This is a genomic window from Streptomyces sp. NPDC052773, from assembly GCF_044547145.1.
GTDB lineage: Bacteria > Actinomycetota > Actinomycetes > Streptomycetales > Streptomycetaceae > Streptomyces.
This window is the reverse complement of sequence record NZ_JBITZX010000001.1, coordinates 574,871-590,948: the sequence shown is the minus strand read 5'-3', so window position 1 is coordinate 590,948 and position 16,078 is coordinate 574,871. Positions and strand designations below refer to the sequence as shown.

General features: G+C 73.8%; 12 protein-coding genes. 3 read left to right on the top strand and 9 right to left on the bottom strand.

Features of this window, described 5'->3' with window-relative positions; translation table 11 throughout:
* Positions 1-153 precede the first annotated feature (153 nt).
* Positions 154-3,351: a S41 family peptidase gene (locus ACIG0D_RS02745; RefSeq protein WP_399795846.1), complete on the bottom strand. Its 3,198-nt coding sequence runs from the start codon at positions 3,349-3,351 to the stop codon at positions 154-156.
* A 46-nt stretch (positions 3,352-3,397) separates the two neighbouring features.
* Positions 3,398-3,937 (bottom strand): hypothetical protein, encoded by a 540-nt coding sequence (locus tag ACIG0D_RS02740; protein WP_399795845.1) that lies wholly within the window; start codon positions 3,935-3,937, stop codon positions 3,398-3,400.
* Positions 3,938-4,036: 99 nt separating this feature from the next.
* On the opposite strand from ACIG0D_RS02740, the gene ACIG0D_RS02735 reads away from it, so the two are divergent.
* Positions 4,037-4,438: a hypothetical protein gene (locus ACIG0D_RS02735; protein WP_399795844.1), complete on the top strand. Its 402-nt coding sequence runs from the start codon at positions 4,037-4,039 to the stop codon at positions 4,436-4,438.
* A gap of 48 nt (positions 4,439-4,486) precedes the next feature.
* Here ACIG0D_RS02735 and ACIG0D_RS02730 read toward each other — a convergent pair whose 3' ends face one another.
* From ACIG0D_RS02730 to hrcA, 4 genes are all read right to left on the bottom strand, one after another.
* Positions 4,487-5,236: a 16S rRNA (uracil(1498)-N(3))-methyltransferase gene (locus tag ACIG0D_RS02730; protein WP_365758896.1), complete on the bottom strand. Its 750-nt coding sequence runs from the start codon at positions 5,234-5,236 to the stop codon at positions 4,487-4,489.
* Positions 5,233-6,306, bottom strand: coding sequence for a nitronate monooxygenase (locus ACIG0D_RS02725; RefSeq protein WP_399795842.1), 1,074 nt, complete (start codon positions 6,304-6,306; stop codon positions 5,233-5,235). Before ACIG0D_RS02725 ends, ACIG0D_RS02730 begins: the two co-directional genes overlap by 4 nt.
* Before the next feature lie 374 nt (positions 6,307-6,680).
* Positions 6,681-7,817 carry a molecular chaperone DnaJ gene (dnaJ, locus tag ACIG0D_RS02720; protein WP_365758892.1) on the bottom strand — a complete coding sequence of 379 codons (1,137 nt, stop codon included), beginning with the start codon at positions 7,815-7,817 and terminating at the stop codon, positions 6,681-6,683.
* The gene (gene hrcA, locus ACIG0D_RS02715) at positions 7,818-8,834 is read right to left on the bottom strand and encodes a heat-inducible transcriptional repressor HrcA (RefSeq protein WP_399795841.1); all 1,017 of its coding nucleotides are present in this window, start codon (positions 8,832-8,834) and stop codon (positions 7,818-7,820) included. It lies immediately after the preceding gene.
* Between the two features lie 167 nt (positions 8,835-9,001).
* On the opposite strand from hrcA, the gene ACIG0D_RS02710 reads away from it, so the two are divergent.
* Positions 9,002-9,733: an MBL fold metallo-hydrolase gene (locus ACIG0D_RS02710; RefSeq protein WP_399795840.1), complete on the top strand. Its 732-nt coding sequence runs from the start codon at positions 9,002-9,004 to the stop codon at positions 9,731-9,733.
* A 32-nt stretch (positions 9,734-9,765) separates the two neighbouring features.
* Positions 9,766-10,578, top strand: coding sequence for a DUF3097 domain-containing protein (locus tag ACIG0D_RS02705; protein WP_399795839.1), 813 nt, complete (start codon positions 9,766-9,768; stop codon positions 10,576-10,578).
* Positions 10,579-10,599: 21 nt separating this feature from the next.
* On the opposite strand, the gene hemW is transcribed toward ACIG0D_RS02705, so the two are convergent.
* The 3 genes from hemW to ACIG0D_RS02690 all read right to left on the bottom strand — a co-directional run bounded on the left by hemW (position 10,600) and on the right by ACIG0D_RS02690 (position 15,982).
* Positions 10,600-11,832, bottom strand: a complete 1,233-nt coding sequence (hemW, locus tag ACIG0D_RS02700; RefSeq protein WP_399795838.1) for a radical SAM family heme chaperone HemW — start codon at positions 11,830-11,832, stop codon at positions 10,600-10,602.
* A 51-nt stretch (positions 11,833-11,883) separates the two neighbouring features.
* Positions 11,884-13,809: a SpoIIE family protein phosphatase gene (locus ACIG0D_RS02695; RefSeq protein ID WP_399795837.1), complete on the bottom strand. Its 1,926-nt coding sequence runs from the start codon at positions 13,807-13,809 to the stop codon at positions 11,884-11,886.
* Positions 13,810-14,104: 295 nt separating this feature from the next.
* Entirely contained in the window at positions 14,105-15,982 is a 1,878-nt protein-coding gene (locus ACIG0D_RS02690) for an AMP-dependent synthetase/ligase (RefSeq protein WP_399795835.1), read from the bottom strand.
* Positions 15,983-16,078: the final 96 nt, after the last annotated feature.

Genomic DNA, 16,078 nt, shown 5'->3' with positions numbered 1-16,078 from the left:
GTGTGCGGGTCCGTGCGTGGCCGGGCGCGTAGTTCCCCGCGCCCCTGGGGGTGGCGGGACGCCGTTGTCGGGTGCGGGTCCGTGCGTGGCCGGGCGCGCAGTTCCCCGCGCCCCTGACCGGGTGTCCCCACCCCCGCCCGGACCCCGCGCCGGTCACGGCAGAGGAGGCGGCACCTTTGCCGGGGTGGATTCCAGGGATTCCAGGGCCAGGCGGATGGCCTCGTCCAGTTGGGGGTCGCGGTCGGCGGCGTGGTCCTGGGGGCGGTGGACGACCTCGATGTCGGGGTCGACGCCGTGGTTCTCGACGCCCCAGCCGTAACCCTCCAGCCAGAAGGCGTACTTCGGCTGGGTGACGAGGGTGCCGTCGACGAGGCGGTAGCGGCTGTCGATGCCGATGACGCCGCCCCAGGTGCGCGTGCCGACCACGGGCCCCAGCCCCAGCGCCTTGATCGCCGCGTTGACGATGTCGCCGTCGGAGCCGGAGAACTCGTTGGCGACGGCGACGACGGGCCCGCGGGGCGCGTCCTCGGGATAGCTGTACGGCCGCATCCCGCGCGGCACGCCCCAGCCGACGATCCGCCGGGCCAGCTTCTCCACGACGAGCTGGGAGGTGTGCCCGCCCGCGTTCTCGCGGAGGTCGACGACCAGCCCCTCGCGGGCGACCTCGACGCGCAGGTCGCGGTGGATCTGCGCCCAGCCGGGCGCCTGCATGTCCGGGACGTGGAGGTAGCCCAGCCGCCCGCCGGAGCGCTCGTGCACATACGCCCGCCGGTCGGCGACCCACGCGTGGTACCGCAGCGGCTCCTCGTCGGCGACGGGCACGACCACGGTGTGGCGCACCTCGCCGCCGCCGGCCGGGAGGACGGTCAGCTCGACCGGCTTGCCCGCGGTGCCGACGAGCAGCGGCGCCGGTCCGGTGACCGGGTCCACCGGCTGCCCGCCGACGGCGACGATCGCGTCCCCGGCGCGCACCGCGACGCCGGGCGCGGCGAGCGGGGAGCGGGCCTCGGGGTCGGAGGTCTCGGAGGGCAGCACACGGTCGACGCGCCAGGTGCCGTCCGGGTGCCGGGACAGGTCCGCGCCGAGCAGCCCCTGCCGGCCGCCGTGACCGTGCCGGCCGCGCGGGACGACGTAGGCGTGCGAGGTGCCGAGTTCGCCCTGCACCTCCCAGAGGAGGTCGACCAGGTCGTCGTGGGTGGCGACGCGGTCGAGGACGGGCCGGTAGCGGTCGAGGACGCCGTCCCAGTCGACGCCGCTCATGTCCGGCCGCCAGAAGTGGTCCCGCATGACCCGGCCGGTCTCGTCGTACATCTGCCGCCACTCGGCCGCCGGGTCGACGGTCTGGCGGACGCGGGAGAGGTCGACGGTGATGTTGCTGTCGCTGTCGTCGTCGCCGGAGGCGCGCCGGTCGCTGGGGACGACCTTCAGCCGTCCGTCGGTCCACAGCAGCACCCGCTTGCCGTCGCCGCTGACCTCGAAGTGGTCGGCGTCGGCGGCGAGGTGTTCCAGGCGCTGCTGGGCGAGGTCGTAGCGCTCCAGCTCGGTGTGCGGGTCGGGGTCGTCCGGGGTGGCCCGGGAGACACCGAGGACGCCCTGCACGGGGTGGCGCAGCCACAGCACGCCGTCCTTGGCGGCGCGCAGGTTGGAGTAGCGGCCGGCCTCGACGGGGAACGGGATGATCCGGTCGGCGAGTCCTTCGAGGTCGACGCGGGTGGCGGGGGTGCCCTCGCTGTCGGGGGTCTCGTCCTTGTCCGGCGCCTCGAAGGCGCGGCCGTGCCGCTGCGGGCCGAACGGGGAGGGCGTGGTGGCGGCGAGGGTGATCAGGTACGGGCGGTCGCCGGTGACGAACGCCAGGTCGAAGACGTGCTCGTCGTAGACGGGGTCGAAGGAGCGGGTGGAGAGGAACGCGAGGTGCTTGCCGTCGAGGGTGAAGGCGGGCGCGTAGTCCTGGAAGCGCAGCGGGGTCGCCTCGGTGACGGTCAGGTCGGTGGTGTGGGCGAGCCGGATCTGGCAGAGCGGGGTGGGGCCGGGGTGCGACCAGGCGAGCCAGGAGGAGTCCGGGGAGAAGGTCAGCCCGGAGACGTCGCCGTGCTCGCTGCGGTCGACCTCGCGGACCTCGCCGGTCTCCCGTTCGACGAGCAGGACCCGCCCGTCGTGCGCGGCGACCGCGGCCCGGCTGCCGTCCGGAGCCATCGCCAGGCCCAGCACCCGGCCGAGCCGTCCGGCGGCCAGCCGGCGCGGGGTGGCGCCGGGGGCGAGTCCGGTGGCGGGCGCGAACTCCAGGGCGTCCTCGCCCTCGGCGTCCGTCACCCACACCACCCACTCCTCGCCCTCCACCCGGAAGGTGCGCGGCAGCCGGGCCCGTACGCCGGGCGTGGCGGCGAGGGCGCGGGCGGGGCCGGAGCGGTGGGTGACCCAGTGCACGGCGCCGCGCACGGCGACGGCGCTGCCGCGGGCGGTGTGGTCGGGGGCCGCGGCGCCGAACCAGCGGGCGGCGTCCACCTGGTACGGCTGCCGGTCGGTGCGCTGCCCGCCGAGCCGGATGTCGAGGCGGCGCGGCTCGGCGCCGTCGAGGTCGTCGAGCAGCCACAGTTCACCGGCGCTGGAGTAGACGACGCGGGTGCCGTCGGTCGCCGCGTGGCGGGCGTAGAAACCGTCGAGTGCGGTGTGCCGGCGCAGGTCGGACCCGTCCGCGAGGGAGGAGTAGACGGCTCCCGTGCCCTCGTGGTCGGAGAGGAAGGCGATCCGCTCCCCCACCCAGAAGGGGTATTCGATGTTCCCGTCCAGCTCCTCGTGGAGCCGTACGAACTCCCCGTCGCCGTCCCGGTCGATCCACAGCTTGCCGGCCGTGCCGCCCCGGTACCGCTTCCACGCGGCGGCCTCGCGGCCCATCGGCGCGGACAGCAGCACGGTGTGCGGGCCGTGGGCGACCTCGCCGACGGGCCCGTACGGCAGCCGGGTGGCGGGGCCGCCGTCCAGCGGGACGGCGTGCGCCCAGCTCCGGCGCAGGTTCGCCTGGCCGTGCGCGGTGAGGGCGAGGACCTGTCCCTCGGGGGTCCAGCCGCGCACCTGGGTGCGCCAACTGCCCCAGTGGGTCAGCCGCTTGGACGGGCCGCCGTCGACGGGTGCGATGTGCACCTCGGGGGCGCCGTCGCGGGTGGAGGTCCAGGCGACGGTGGTGCCGTCGGGCGAGATGCGCGGGTGGTTCACCGGCACGTTGTCGGCGCTGACCCGCCAGGCCCGCCCGCCGTCGAGCGGAGCGAGCCACACGTCGTCCTCGGCGGTGAAGGCCACCAACTCGCCATGCGGATGCGGAAATCGGAGATACCCCGGCGTGGAAGACTGCGTCACTCGATCACCCTACGCAGGCGGTGGCGGACCGGGACAGGGGTTTGGATCACTTGCCCTCCGGCCAGCACTGCGGATCGCGCTGGCACCAGATCGTCTTGGTGACCGTCACGGTGACGTCCGGGTCGGGACCGGCACCGGGCGGCTGGTTCACCGGCGGGGTGCTCGGGGCGTCGCAGTCGCCGAGGCCCTTGACGTGGAACCACTCCTTGCCGTCCACCTTCGCGACGATGTCCCCGCGCACACAGCGCCCGTTGACCGCGCGGGTCACCTTGCCGTCGACGGTGATCTCCTTGCCGTCGGTGGTCTCCCCCTCGCACTGGACGTCGGCGACGGTGTCCTCGCTCGCGGTGGGCGTCGAGCGGCCGTCGTCCCCGAAGTCCGCCGTGCAGCTGAGCCACCGCACGTCCGCCTTCCGCCGCTCCAGCTCCCGGGTCACCGTCTCGTCCGTCGTGTACGCCACGGTCGCCGAACTCAGCCCACCCGGCTCACACGCCACGACCCCGCCGACGGCCACCACCGCGAACGCCACCACGGCACCCGTCCTGCGCCCGCCGGACCGTCCCCAAATCCGCCTCAACACCCCCATGGAGGGCATGTTCCCACTGTCCCGCGGAGCACGGAAGAGCGCATACGGTCACGCCCAATCGCTGTGCCCGGCAAGGCCGTTACCGCCTAGCCTGGCGGGATGCGCAAGAAGGGCAGTCTGCGAAGGCTCGTGGTGGACGAGACGACCACCTATCTGTGGAGTGTCCGGCACCGGCACGGTGACGGGCGGCCGTGCGAGGAGGTGGTCGCGCTGCTGCGGGACGGGCGGCGGACGCGGATCGTGTTCCGGGAGGGGCCCGGGCGGGCCGTCGAGGGCGGCTATCAGCCCGGCGGGTATGTGAGCGACGAGCACGGCAACGGGCTCAACCTGAACGAGCCGGGCAGCATCCGCGCGCTCGTCGACGAGGCCACGCGGCGCGGCCTGCTGCCCGGGGCGCGGGAACAGGAAGTGGACGGCTGGGAGTTGCTCCCGGCCGCCGCCGTCAGCCGCGCGGCGGCGGCCGCTCCCACCGCTCCGCCAGGCACCCCGCCGCACCCCTGAGACGGGCGTCCCGGCCGGCCACGCGGACGGGGGGGCGTCCGGACGGGTTCAGGACCAGCGGCCCGTGCGGCCCAGGAGGAGGGCCGCGGCGGCCGTGCCGGCGGTGGAGGTGCGCAGGACGCTGCGGCCGAGGACGTACGCCTTGGCACCGGCCTCCCGGAACAGTGCCAACTCGTCTGCGGCCACGCCGCCTTCGGGGCCGACCACCAGGACGATCTCGCCCTCGGTGGGCAGTTCGGCGGTGGCCAGCGGCTCGCTGCCGTACTCGAAGTCGGAGTGCAGTACGGCGGCGAAGTCGGCCTTCGCGAGCAGCGCGGCGACCTGCTTGGTCGACGCCAGGTCCGCGACCTCGGGGAAACGGACGCGGCGGGACTGCTTGCCCGCCTCGCGGGCGGTGGCCCGCCACTTGGCGAGGGACTTCTGCCCGCGGTCGCCCTTCCACTGGGTGATGCAGCGGGCGGCCTGCCACGGCACGATCGCGTCGACGCCGACCTCGGTCATGGTCTCGACGGCGAGTTCCCCGCGGTCGCCCTTGGGGAGGGCCTGGACGACGGTGATGCGGGGCTGCTCGGGCGGCTCCTCGGAGTAGGAGTCGAGCTGGACGATGAGACGGTCCTTGCCCTCGGTGCCGAGCACCACGCAGTCCGCCCAGCGCCCGGCGCCGTCGGTGAGAACGACGTCCTCGCCGGGCCGCAGCCGCTTCACGGAGACCGCGTGCCGCCCCTCGGGGCCGTCGAGGACGTAACGGCCGCCGCCGCCCGCGTTGAAGTGCTCGACCACGAACACCGGTGCCGTCATCGCCGGCCGCCTTCCGACAACGCTGTCCGGGCCGCCGCCAGCTCGGCCGCCAGCACCTCCACCAGCTGCCCGGCGGGCAGTTCGCGGGCCATCCGGTGGCCCTGCCCGGCCCACAGCGCCATGCCCTGCGCGTCACCGGCCTTCGCGGCGGCCTTGCGCAGCGGGGAGGTCAGGTGGTGGATCTCCGGGTAGGCGGCGGGGGCGTACGGGCCGTGCTCGCGCATGAACCGGTTGACCAGGCCGCGCGCGGGGCGGCCGGAGAAGGCCCGGGTGAGTTCGGTGCGGGTGAACAGCGGGTTGGTCAGCGCCTGCTTGTGCACGGCGTGGGCGCCCGACTCGGGGGTGGCGAGGAAGGCGGTGCCGAGCTGCGCGGCGCTCGCCCCGGCGGCGAGGACGGCGGCGATCTGGCTGCCGCGCATGATGCCGCCCGCGGCGACCAGGGGCAGCCGTACCGCCTCGCGGACCTGGGCGATCAGGGAGAGCAGTCCGATGCCGGAGCCGTCGTTCTCGGGGATGTCCCGGTGGGTGCCCTGGTGGCCGCCGGCCTCCACGCCCTGCACGATCACCGCGTCCGCCCCGGCCTGCTCCACCGCGCGCGCCTCGTCGGCGGTGGTGGCGGTGACGAGCGTGAACGTTCCGGCCCGGCGCAGCGCGTCCAGGACGTCCCGGCCGGGCACGCCGAAGTGGAAGGAGACGACCGGCACCGGGTTGTCCAGCAGCACGGCGAGCTTCGCGTCGTAGCCGTCGTCCCGGCCGCTGTCCGGGTCGCCCAGCTCGGTCTCGTACCAGGCGGCCTCGCCGGCCAGCTGGTGGGCGTAGACGTCGACGGCTGCGGGCTCGGCATACTCGGGCTGCGGCATGAACAGGTTCACGCCGAAGGGGCGGCTCGTCAGCCCCCGCAGTTGCTTGATCTCCTGGTACATGCCGTCGGCCGTCTTGTACCCGGCGGCCAGGAAGCCGAGCCCCCCTGCCTCGGACACGGCCGCGGCGAGCTGCGGCACGGAGACACCGCCCGCCATGGGGGCCTGCACGATCGGGTGGGGAAAGAGATCGGTCAGTGCGGAGGACATGACGGCATGTTGTCACGTCCTCCGAACAAGTCCGAATCCGGGCGGCCAACTGGCATAGACCACTGGCACCCGCTCGGCATCCTCTCGGCGAAACCGAGGCTCAGCGACCGTTGAACGCGTCCTTCAGCCGCGAGAACAGCCCCTGCCGCCCCGGCTGACTGCGCCTGCCCGGGGGGCCACCCCCGGACCCCCGGCCGCCGCGACGCAGCATCCCGGCCCAGCCGCGCACGCGCGCACTCAGCGACCGTTGAACGCGTCCTTCAGCCGCGAGAACAGCCCCTGCCGCCCCGGCTGACTGCGCCTGCCCGGGGGGCCACCCCCGGACCCCCGGCCGCCGCGACGCAGCATCCCGGCCCAGCCGCGCACGCGCGCACTCAGCGACCGTTGAACGCGTCCTTCAGCCGCGAGAACAGCCCCTGCTGCCCCGGCTGGAACTGGCCCTGCGGGCGTTCCTCGCCGCGCAGCTTGGCCAGCTCGCGCAGCAGGCGCTCCTGCTCCGGGTCGAGCTTGGTCGGGGTCTGCACCTCAACGTGGACGACGAGGTCGCCCCGGCCGCCGCCGCGCAGATGGGTCACGCCCCGGCCGTGCAGCGGGATCGACTGGCCGGACTGGGTGCCCGGGCGGATGTCGACCTCCTCCATGCCGTCCAGCGTCTCCAGCGGCACCTTGGTGCCGAGGGCCGCCGCCGTCATGGGGATCGTCACCGTGCAGTGCAGGTCGTCGCCGCGCCGCTGGAAGGTCGGGTGCGGGAGTTCGTGGATCTCGACGTACAGGTCACCGGCGGGGCCGCCGCCGGGGCCGACCTCACCCTCGCCCGCGAGCTGGATCCGGGTGCCGTTGTCGACACCGGCCGGGATCTTCACCGTCAGCGTGCGGCGGGAGCGGACGCGGCCGTCGCCGGCGCACTCCGGGCACGGGTTCGGCACGACCGTGCCGAAGCCCTGGCACTGCGGGCACGGCCGCGAGGTCATGACCTGGCCCAGGAAGGACCGGGTGACCTGCGAGACCTCACCCCGGCCGCGGCACATGTCACACGTCTGCGCCGAGGTGCCCGGCGCCGCGCCCTCGCCGCTGCACGTGGCGCAGACGATCGCGGTGTCGACCTGGATGTCCTTGGTGGTGCCGAAGGCCGCCTCGTCGAGCTCGACCTCGATCCGGATCATCGCGTCCTGGCCGCGGCGGGTGCGCGAGCGCGGTCCGCGCTGCGACGCCGTGCCGAAGAAGGCGTCCATGATGTCGGAGAAGTTCCCGAAGCCCCCCGCGCCGAAGCCGCCGGCGCCCGCGCCGCCGCTCTGCGAGAGCGGGTCGCCGCCGAGGTCGTAGACCTGCTTCTTCTGCGGGTCCGACAGCACCTCGTAAGCGGCGTTGATCTCCTTGAACCGCTCCTGGGTCTTCGGATCGGGGTTGACGTCCGGGTGCAGCTCGCGAGCGAGCCGCCGGAAGGCCTTCTTGATCTCTTCCTGCGACGCGTCGCGGCGCACGCCGAGAACGGCGTAATAGTCCGTGGCCACCTACGACTCCGCCAGGATCTGTCCGACGTACCGTGCCACCGCTCGTACCGCTCCCATCGTTCCCGGGTAATCCATGCGGGTCGGTCCGACCACGCCGAGCTTGGCGACTGCCTCGCCGCCCGAACCGTAGCCGACCGACACCACCGACGTGGAGTTGAGTCCCTCATGGGCGTTCTCGTGACCGATGCGCACGGTCACGCCCGAATCCTTCGCCTCGCCCAGCAGCTTGAGGAGCACGACCTGCTCCTCCAGCGCCTCCAGGACGGGCCGGATGGTGAGGGGGAAGTCATGTCCGAAGCGGGTCAGATTGGCGGTGCCGCCGATCATCAGCCGCTCCTCGGTCCGCTCGACCAGCGTCTCCAGCAGGGTGGAGAGCACCGTCTGGACGGTGCCGCGATCCTCCGGTTCGAAGCCCTCGGGGAGATCCTGCACCAGTTGCGGCACGTCCGTGAAACGGCGGCCCGCGACCCGGCTGTTCAGCCGCGCCCGCAGATCCGCCAGGGACGTCTCGCCGAACGGCGCCGGGCAGTCGATCATCCGCTGCTCGACCCGTCCGGTGTCGGTGATCAGGACCAGCATCACCCGCGCGGGTGCCATCGACAGCAGCTCCACGTGCCGCACCGTGGACCGGGTCAGCGAGGGATACTGCACGACCGCGACCTGCCGGGTCAGCTGCGCGAGCAGCCGCACCGTGCGGGCCACGACGTCGTCGAGGTCGACGGCGCCGTCGAGGAAGTTCTGGATCGCGCGCCGCTCGGGCGCGGTGAGCGGCTTGACCTCGGCGAGCTTGTCGACGAAGAGCCGGTAGCCCTTGTCGGTGGGGATGCGCCCGGCGCTGGTGTGCGGCTGGGCGATGTACCCCTCGTCCTCCAGGGCGGCCATGTCGTTGCGGACCGTGGCCGGCGAGACGCCGAGGTTGTGCCGCTCGGTGAGCGCCTTGGAGCCGACCGGCTCCTCGGTTCCGACGTAGTCCTGGACGATGGCGCGCAATACCTGAAGCCGTCGTTCACTGAGCATCCGCGCACACCTCCAGCGGTCCGTCCGTCCCCTTGACGCTCCCCCTGGCACTCGCCCCATGTGAGTGCCAGCCTTACCGGGCCAGTGTACGGCCGTCGGGTACGGCCCGGGCAAGGCCGGTCCTGCGAGGTCGTGCGCTCGGGGGCGTCACGGTTAGCGTCGCGGGTATGACGGTGACTTGGGAAGAGCTGGGGTGGGAACGGCTGGCGACCGGGGTCGGCCGGTGCCGCCTGCCGGGCTGGGACTGCACGGCTGGCCTGGTCCTCGGCGAGGGCGCGGCGCTGCTGATCGACGCGGGGTCGAGCCTCGCGGAGGGCGCCCGGCTGCGGGCCGAGGCGGAGGAGATCTCCGGCCGGCGTGTGACCCATCTCGCCCTCACCCATCCCCACTTCGACCATGTCTTCGGCGCCGCCGCCCTGGCGGGCGCGGAGGTCTACGGCGCGGTCGGCGTGGACGCGGCGCTCACCTCCCGGCGGGCCCGGGCGGAGCTGCGGGCGGACGCGGTCCGCAACGGCCTGGACGAGGCGACGGCCACGGAGGCCGCTGACACGCTCGTCGCCCCCCGCCACCATGTCTCCGGCGAGTGGACCCTCGACCTGGGCGACGGCCGCCAGGTCCTGCTGGCCAACGTCGGCCCCGGCCACACCGCCCACGACCTGGCCGTGCTAGTCCCCGGCGAGACAGAGGTGGTCTTCTGCGGCGACCTGGTCGAGGAGTCCGGCGAACCCCAGGCCGGCCCCGACGCCGTCCCGTCCCGCTGGCCGGACGCCCTGGACCGGCTGCTGGCCCTCGGCGGCGAGGACGCGCTGTACGTCCCCGGGCACGGGGCCGTGGTCGACGCGGCCTACGTCCGCCGCCAGCGCGACGCCCTCGCGGCCCGGTTCGGCGTGTCGCGCTGAACCCGCCCGGCGCTGTCCATATCGTCATTCGAATGCGCCAGTACTCCCCCGACCTGACACCGCCCTGGAAGAAGCCCCAGCCGGTCCCCGAGGTCCCGGCCGAGCCCGGCCTGGTGGTCGAGGAGCCCGCGACCGGCTTCTGCGGCGCGGTCATCCGCTGCGAGGCGGGCACGGTCACCCTGGAGGACCGCTTCGGCAAGCACCGGGTGTTCCCGCTGGAGCCACGGGGCTTCCTGCTGGAGGGCAAGGTGGTCACCCTCGTCCGGCCGCCGTCCTCGGCTCCCGTACGGCCCACCCGCACCGCCTCCGGCTCGGTCGCCGTCCCCGGCGCCCGCGCCCGCGTGGCCCGCGCCGGCCGGATCTACGTCGAGGGCCGCCACGACGCCGAGCTGGTGGAGAAGGTCTGGGGCGACGACCTGCGCATCGAGGGCGTGGTCGTGGAGTACCTGGAGGGCGTGGACGACCTCCCGTCGATCGTCGAGTCCTTCGCCCCCGGCCCGGACGCGCGGCTGGGCGTCCTGGTGGACCACCTGGTGCCGGGCTCGAAGGAGTGGCGGATCGCCCAGTCGGTGACGAGCGAGCACGCCCTCGTGGTCGGCCACCCGTACATCGACATCTGGCAGGCGGTGAAGCCGTCGGCCCTGGGCATCCCGGGCTGGCCCGAGGTCCCGAAGGGGCAGGACTGGAAGACCGGGGTGTGCCGGGCGCTGGGCTGGCCGTCGGACAACACCGGGGCGGTGTGGCAGGCGATCCTGAAGCGGGTGGGGTCTTACAAGGATCTGGAGCCGGAGCTGCTGGGGCGGGTCGAGGAACTGATCGACTTCGTCACGGCACCGCCGGCCTAGGACCTGGACCAAGCCCGGGGCTCAGTCCACCAGATCCCTGACCACCGCGTCCGCCAGCAACCGCCCCCGCAGGGTCAGCACCGCGTGCCCCCGCTCGTACGGCTCCTCGTGGAGCAGTCCCTCGGACAGCGCTCGGCGGGATGCCTTCAGGCCCTCCTCGCGGAGGAGGCTCAGCGGCACGCCCTCCCGCAGGCGCAGTTCCAGCAGGATGCGCTCGACCCGGCGGTCCTCGTCGGACAGCAGCTCGCGGCCCGCGCCCGGGGAGCGGCCCTCCGCCAGCGCCGCCGCGTACGCGCCCGGGTGCTTGACGTTCCACCACCGCACGCCGCCGACGTGGGAGTGGGCGCCGGGGCCCGCGCCCCACCAGTCCGCGCCGCGCCAGTACAGCTCGTTGTGCAGGCAGCGGCCGGCCTCGGAGGTGGCCCAGTTGGAGACCTCGTACCAGTCGAAGCCCGCCGCCGAGAGCCGCTCCTCGGCGATGAGGTAGCGGTCGGCGTGGACGTCGTCGTCGGTCATCGGGATCTCGCCGCGGCGGATCCGCCGGGCGAGTTGGGTGCCCTCCTCGACGATCAGCGCGTAGGCCGAGATGTGGTCGGGCCCGGCGCCGAGGGCGGCGTCCAGGGAGGCCCGCCAGTCGTCGTCGGACTCGCCGGGGGTGCCGTAGATCAGGTCGAGGTTGACGTGCTCGAACCCGGCCGCGCGGGCCTCGGCGACGCATGCCTCGGGGCGCCCGGGGGTGTGCGTGCGGTCCAGGACCTTCAGCACGTGCTGCCGGGCGCTCTGCATGCCGAAGGAGATCCGGTTGAAGCCGCCTTCCCGCAGCTCGGCGAGGTAGGCGGGGTCCACGGACTCCGGGTTCGCCTCCGTCGTGATCTCCGCGTCCGCGGCCAGCCCGAACTCGTCGCGGATCGCCGCCAGCATCCGTACGAGATCGGCGGCGGCCAGCAGGGTGGGCGTACCGCCGCCGACGAAGACCGTGCGGACCTCGCGCGGGTCGTCGCCGAGGACCTTGCGGGCGAGCCGGATCTCGTCGACGAGCGTGTCCGCGTAGTTGTCGCGGGAGGCGAGGACGCCGCCGCTGCCGCGCAGCTCGGTGGCGGTGTAGGTGTTGAAGTCGCAGTAGCCGCAGCGGGTCGCGCAGTAGGGGACGTGCAGATAGAACCCGAGGGGGCGGCCGGCGGCCCCGGCGAGCGCGGACGCGGGCAGCGCGCCGTCGGCGGGGACGGGCTCGCCGTCGGGGAGTGCGGAAGGCATGTCCCCCATTGTCCCGCACCGCCGACCCGTCCCGACCCGTCCGGTTCCGGCCTACGACGGCCGCTCGGCCTGGAGGACGAGCAGCGCGAGATCGTCCTCCGGCGGGGTGCCGCCGAAGTCGTGCACCTGCTGCCGGATCCGCTCGGCGATGTGCTCTGCGCTCAGGCCCGCGCACCCGGCCAGGGCCGCCGCCAGGCCGTCGCCGTCGTCGAACTGGCGGCTGCCGCAGCGGCGCTCGGTGACGCCGTCGGTGACACACAGCAGGGTGTCGCCGGGGTGCAGCTCGAAGGTCTCGCTGGTGTACGTCTCGTCCTCGACGACGCCGAGCAGGGTCTGCGGGCGGGCGACGGTGCGGACGCCGCCGTCGGGGCCGAGGAGGAGGGGGAGGGGGTGTCCGGCGGAGGCGAGGGTGCAGCGGACGCCGCCGTCGAAGGGGACCAGCTCGCCGTAGAGGAGGGAGAGGAAGCGGGTCTGCGGGCCGTCGCCGGGGGGCACCGGGCCGGCGAGGGCGCGGGCGGCGGCGTCGGCGGCCTCGGTGGCGTCGTCGAGGAGGAGCTGGTTGAGGCGGTCGAGGACGTCGGCGACGCGGTAGCCCTCGCGGGCGAGCAGGCGGAGCCAGGGGCGGGCCAGTCCGATGACGACGGCCGCCTCCGGGCCCTTGCCCTGGACGTCGCCCACGGCGAAGCACCAGCGCCCGGCGCCGGCGGGGAAGAGATCGTAGAAGTCGCCGCTCGGTCCGCCCTTGTCGCAGGGTTCGTGGACGAGGGCGCTGCGCATCCCGGGGATCTCGGCGACCGCTCCGGGCAGCAGCCCGCGTTGCAGTACGGCGCTGATGGTGGCCTGCCGGGCGTACTGCCGTGCCGCGCCGATGGCCAGCGCGACCCTGCGGCTGAGGTCCTCCACCAGTCCGGTGACCTCGTCGGGCAGCCCGTCCGCTCCGGCCCGTCCGACGACCAGCGAGCCGAGGGGCCGGCCTCCGGCGATCAGGCGGAAGGAGAGGGCGGTGCCGGGGGCGGTGCCGCCGTCGGCGGTCGGGGGCGGCGCGTCGGGCCACGGTGCGTCGCCCAGTGCCTCGGCCGGCCAGGGGTAGGGCGTCGGCCCGCCGGCGTCGGGTTCGTCGTTGGTCCGGGGCGGTTCCTTCTCCAGGGCCAGGCGCAGGTTCTCCAGGTGGTCCTCGTTGGCGTGCCAGACGCGGGCGAGGCGGGGGCCGGGGGCGCCCGGGGCGCCGTCGGTGCGGCGGCCCCGGCCCATCGACTCGTCCTCCAGCCAGATCGCGCACCAGTCGGCGAGCCGGGGCACGAGCAGCTGGCCGGTGAGCGCGGCGACCAGGTCCTCGTCGAGCTGCCCGGCGAGCAGGTCGGACGCCTCGGCGAGGAAGGAGAGGGCGCCCCGCCCGAGCCATTCGCGGTCGCGTTCGGCGCGGCGGGGCTCGGGGGCGAGGAGTCCCGCGACGGTCAGGGAGTCGCCGGAGCCGGAGTCCTCCGGGTCCGGGGGATCCTCGCCGGTCATCCGCGCCCACACCGTCTTGGCGCCCCGGCGGTAGGTCACGCCCCAGGATTCGCAGAGGGCGGCGACGAGCCGTAGTCCGCGGCCGTACTCGGGGGTGCCGTGGCCGGGTTCGGCCGCGCCGTCGCGGGGGGCGCGGGAGGGGTGCCGGTCGGTGATCTCGACGACGAGCGCGCCGGTCTCCGGCTCCAGCCGGCAGGCGAGTTCCACGTCGGTGCCGGCGTGCACGACGGCGTTGGTGACCAGTTCGCTGACGACGACGGCCGCGTCCTCGCCGGCCCGGTCCGCTCCGGGCAGCCCGAGGTCGGCCCACTCGCGTAACGCGGTGCGCAGCAGCCGGCGGGCGGCGCCCGGCGCGTGGGGGCCGCCCGCCAGGGTCGCGCGCGCCTCCCACGGCTCGGGCGGGTGCGTGAGGACGGCGTCGGTCTCCGACGGCCTCGGAGACTCCCGCTGTGTCGGTATGGCCCCCATCTCCAGCTCCCCGGGCAGTCGGTCGATGCTGCCGACAGGGTGACAGACCGACCCCGCCCGGACGCACGGAGTTACCGAAGTGGGTCGCCATGAGTGAGATCCGTGCGCCGCACCTGGTCGAATCCGGACCGATGACGGCTGGATTCGAGCGTCTGAACTATGCCCCTGGCCCAGTCTCTTCCGGACCGGGCCAGGGGACGGCCGCGCGGGCGGGTGCGGCCGTCACGCGGGCGGGTGGGGCCTCCGCGCGGGCGGGCGGGGCCTCCGCGCGGAGGGGCGGGGCTTCGCGGCCTTCCTACGCCTCGCGGGTGCCCTCGTACATCTCCTCGATGAGGTGCTTGTACTCCCGCTCCACGACCGGTCGCTTGAGCTTGAGGCTCGGGGTGATCTCGCCGTGCTCGACGTCGAGGTCGCGCGGCAGCAGCCGGAACTTCTTGATCGTCTGCCAGCGCTGCAGGCCCGCGTTGAGCTGCTTGACGTAGCCGTCGACCATCTCGACCGTCCGCGGGGCGGCGACCACCTCGGCGTACGACTTGCCCTCCAGGCCGTTGTCCTTGGCCCAGCCGAGGATCGCCACCTCGTCGAGGGCGATCAGCGCGGTGCAGAAGTTCCGGTCGGCGCCGTGGACGAGGATGTTGGAGACGTAGGGGCAGATCGCCTTGAAGGAGCCCTCGATCTCGGTCGGCGCGATGTACTTGCCGCCGGAGGTCTTGAACAGGTCCTTCTTGCGGTCGGTGATCCGCAGGTAGCCGTCGGCGGACAGCTCGCCGATGTCGCCGGTGTGGAACCAGCCGTCCGGCTCCAGCACCTCGGCGGTCTTCTCGGGCAGCCCGTGGTAGCCCTCCATGATGCCGGGGCCGCGCAGCAGGATCTCGCCGTCCTCGGCGATGCGGACCTCGGTGCCGGGCAGCGGCTTGCCGACCGTGCCGGTGCGGTAGGCCTCGCCGGGGTTCACGAAGGACGCGGCGGAGGACTCGGTGAGGCCGTAGCCCTCGAGGATGTGGATGCCCGCGCCGGAGAAGAAGTAGCCGATCTCAGGGGCGAGGGCGACGGAGCCGGAGACGCAGGCGCGCAGCCGGCCGCCGAACGCCTCGCGCAGCTTGGAGTAGACGAGCTTGTCGGCGACCTTGTGCTTGGCGGACAGTCCGAAGGGGGCGCTCGCGGTGCCGGTGCGGCGGAAGTTGTCCTGGGTGACCTTGGCGTACTCGCGGGCGACCTCGGCGGCCCACTTGAAGATCTTGTACTTGGCGGGGCCCCCGGCCCGCGCCTTGGCGGCGACGCCGTTGTAGACCTTCTCGAAGATGCGGGGGACGGCCGCCATGTACGTCGGCTGGACGACCGGCAGGTTCTCGATGATCTTGTCGACGCGGCCGTCGACGGCGGTGACGTGGCCGACCTCGATCTGCCCGGAGGTGAGCACCTTGCCGAAGACGTGCGCGAGCGGCAGCCACAGGTACTGCACGTCGTCGGGGCCGACCAGGCCGGTCGCGGCGATCGCCTTCGCCATGTACGACCAGTTGTCGTGCGGCAGCCGCACGCCCTTGGGGCGGCCGGTGGTGCCGGAGGTGTAGATGAGGGTGGCCAGCTGGTCCTTGGTGATCGCGCCGACCCGCTGCTTGATCAGCTCGGGGTCCTTCTCCAGCCGGGCGGTGCCGCGGGCCTGGAGTTCGTCGAGGGTGAGCACCCAGTCGTCGCCGGTCTCGGCGCCGGCGGGGTCGATGACCACGACATGCGTCAGCTCGGGCAGCTCGGCGCGCTTCTCGCGGGCCTTGGCGAGCTGCTCGGCGTTCTCCGCGATCAGCACCCGGCTGCCGGAGTCGGCGAGGATGAACGCCGACTCCTCGGCATTGGTCTGCGGATAGATCGTGGTGGTGGCGGCGCCCGCGCACATGATGCCGAGGTCGGCAAGGATCCACTCGATCCGGGTCGCGGAGGCCAGCGCGACGCGCTGTTCCGGCTGGACGCCCAGCTCGATCAGTCCGGCCGCGATGGCGTGCACCCGCTCGGCGGCCTGCGCCCAGCTCAGCGACTTCCAGTCGTCGGGGCCCTGTCCGGAGGCCGGCGGCACCGGGTAGCGGTAGGCCTCCGCGTCCGGGGTGGCGGCCACGCGCTCCAGGAAGAGGCCCGCGACGGACGGCGGACGGTTCTCGATCAGGGTCTGTGTGTCGGTCACGACATCCTCCGGGGCCCGCGACGGCGCGGCTGGCTCAGTGGGGCTGTTCTGGGTATCCGTACGGCTGAATCAGTAGGGCTTTTCACTCACGGCGCG

Bases quoted from the DNA above. Each gene is read 5' to 3' on its own strand.
- ACIG0D_RS02740 (WP_399795845.1), bottom strand. From the start codon at position 3,937: ATGGGGGTGTTGAGGCGGATTTGGGGACGGTCCGGCGGGCGCAGGACG.
- ACIG0D_RS02735 (WP_399795844.1), top strand. From the start codon at position 4,037: ATGCGCAAGAAGGGCAGTCTGCGAAGGCTCGTGGTGGACGAGACGACC.
- ACIG0D_RS02730 (WP_365758896.1), bottom strand. From the start codon at position 5,236: ATGACGGCACCGGTGTTCGTGGTCGAGCACTTCAACGCGGGCGGCGGC.
- ACIG0D_RS02725 (WP_399795842.1), bottom strand. From the start codon at position 6,306: ATGTCCTCCGCACTGACCGATCTCTTTCCCCACCCGATCGTGCAGGCC.
- hrcA (WP_399795841.1), bottom strand. From the start codon at position 8,834: ATGCTCAGTGAACGACGGCTTCAGGTATTGCGCGCCATCGTCCAGGAC.
- ACIG0D_RS02710 (WP_399795840.1), top strand. From the start codon at position 9,002: ATGACGGTGACTTGGGAAGAGCTGGGGTGGGAACGGCTGGCGACCGGG.
- ACIG0D_RS02705 (WP_399795839.1), top strand. From the start codon at position 9,766: ATGCGCCAGTACTCCCCCGACCTGACACCGCCCTGGAAGAAGCCCCAG.
- hemW (WP_399795838.1), bottom strand. From the start codon at position 11,832: ATGCCTTCCGCACTCCCCGACGGCGAGCCCGTCCCCGCCGACGGCGCG.
- ACIG0D_RS02695 (WP_399795837.1), bottom strand. From the start codon at position 13,809: ATGGGGGCCATACCGACACAGCGGGAGTCTCCGAGGCCGTCGGAGACC.